Source organism: Frankia sp. KB5 (assembly GCF_002099325.1).
Lineage (GTDB): Bacteria > Actinomycetota > Actinomycetes > Frankiales > Frankiaceae > Frankia > Frankia casuarinae.
Window position 1 is genome coordinate 1 of the sequence record NZ_MRUJ01000327.1, and the last position, 1,729, is coordinate 1,729.

Annotated in this window: 2 pseudogenes; one reads left to right on the forward strand and one right to left on the reverse strand. The window is 70.0% G+C overall.

The features are described 5' to 3' along the window. Positions 1–1,029, reverse strand: a pseudogene (locus KBI5_RS23635) (ISAzo13-like element ISFsp13 family transposase); the annotation flags it as partial. 312 nt (positions 1,030–1,341) lie between these two features. Here KBI5_RS23635 and KBI5_RS26690 point away from each other — a divergent pair. Beyond that, positions 1,342–1,674, forward strand: a pseudogene (locus tag KBI5_RS26690) (transposase); the annotation flags it as partial. Positions 1,675–1,729 lie beyond the last annotated feature (55 nt).

Sequence of the window (1,729 nt, forward strand, 5' to 3'; positions counted from 1 at the left end):
GACCTCGTGGCTGGTCAACGGCCGGCCACGCCAGTTCGTACTGATCCGGGAGAACAACCGGTGCTCGATCTTGTTCCATTTCGACGTGCCCGGCGGGAAGTGGCACACGGTGATCTGCAGGCCGGTCGTGCGGGCGAGGTCGGCGAGTTCCTTCTTCCAGGCACGTACCCGGTAGCCGTTGGCCCCGCCGACGTCCGCGGTGATCAGCAGCCGGGTCGCGGTCGGGTAGCGGTGACGGCCTTCCCCGTCCCACCAGCGACGCAGGGTCGCGACCGCGAACGCGGCGGTGTCCCCGTCGCAGCCGACCGACACCCAGCCGGTGTCGGCGGCCAGATCGTAGACCCCGTAGGGCACTGCCTTCTGCGCGCCCTTCTCGGGAAAGTCATGGGCGCGGACCCGCACCGGCTGCCCCTTACGGTGCCACTCCCGTCCGGCGACGGCGTAGTCACCGAGGACTTCCTTTTTCTTCGTGTCCACACTGACGACCGGCTGCCCGCCCGCGGTGAACTCCTTGACCCGTTCGTTGATATAGCGAAACTGGTCGTCCCGGTCAGGGTGACGTGCGCCCTCGGTCGTGCGTGAGGTGCCCTGCAGGCTGAACCCCTCCGCCCGCAGCAGCCCACCGACCGTATCCGCGCCGACCGGATGCCCACGTGCGGTGAGCTGCTCGGCGAGCCGGCGGGTGGACTTCACCGTCCACCGCAACGGCGACTCCGGAGCCCCCCGCTGGTCGGGCTCGACCAGCGCCAGCAGCGCCGCCACCAGCTCCGGATCCTTCTCCCGCAACGCCTTACGACCCCCACCCGGCGCGCGCACCCGGCCCGTCGAGGCTGCGCCCGCCCCCAGCTCGGCGACACCACGCGAGACCGTGTCCACCGATACCCCGGCCGCCCGGGCCACCAGACGGATCCCGCCATGCCCGAACGCCCGCGCGTCCGCACCCAGCACCAGCCGGCGCTGCCGCTCATCCAGATGCGGCAACAGCACCGCGAACTTCTCCGCGAGCACCACCTCGTTGATCCGCTCCACACGCCGGAGCGTCCCACGATCTCCCGCGTAGATCAAAGACCGGAGTTATTTTCCGGCGACTCCCAGGGGGTGGGGGTGGCCTGCCAGGGCTGTCGGGGGGAGGCCGTGAAAGTCGAGTGCGGACGCGCTCGCCTACGCCCGCCAGCTCGCCGACGCGACCGACCGGTTCCCCGACACCCGCTGGGCACAGGCCCGGCCGCCGGGACGCGGGCCTGGCCTGCCCTGGCAACCAGGCCAGACGACGCATGGCGGTGCACCTGTCCGAACGCCGCCTGCGTCCTGTCGCCGACGCGACAGCCGGGTGACCCGCTATTCGATCACCGCCGCTGCCGGCACCTGTTCACCGACGCGGGCTTTTCCGGCACCCTCGTCGGGTGGGCGAAAGACGTCCTCGCCACCACGGTCGAGGTCGTGAAGAAGAAACCCGGCCAGAAGACCTTCGAGGCACTCCCGCGACGGTGGGTCGTCGAGCGCACGTTCGCCTGGACGACCGCCCACCGTCGACTCGCGCGCGACTACGAACGCCGCACCGCGCATTCGGAGTCCTTCTTCCGCTGGGCACTGATCCGCACGATGGCCCGCCGCATCGTACGAGGGACACCCGTACCCCGCTGGCGACCTGGATCCACCCCCGACCCCCAATAGATCAAGATTCCAAACAGGCTCTGAGCTTGTCGTTTAACCGCCGGGTGTCACGCTG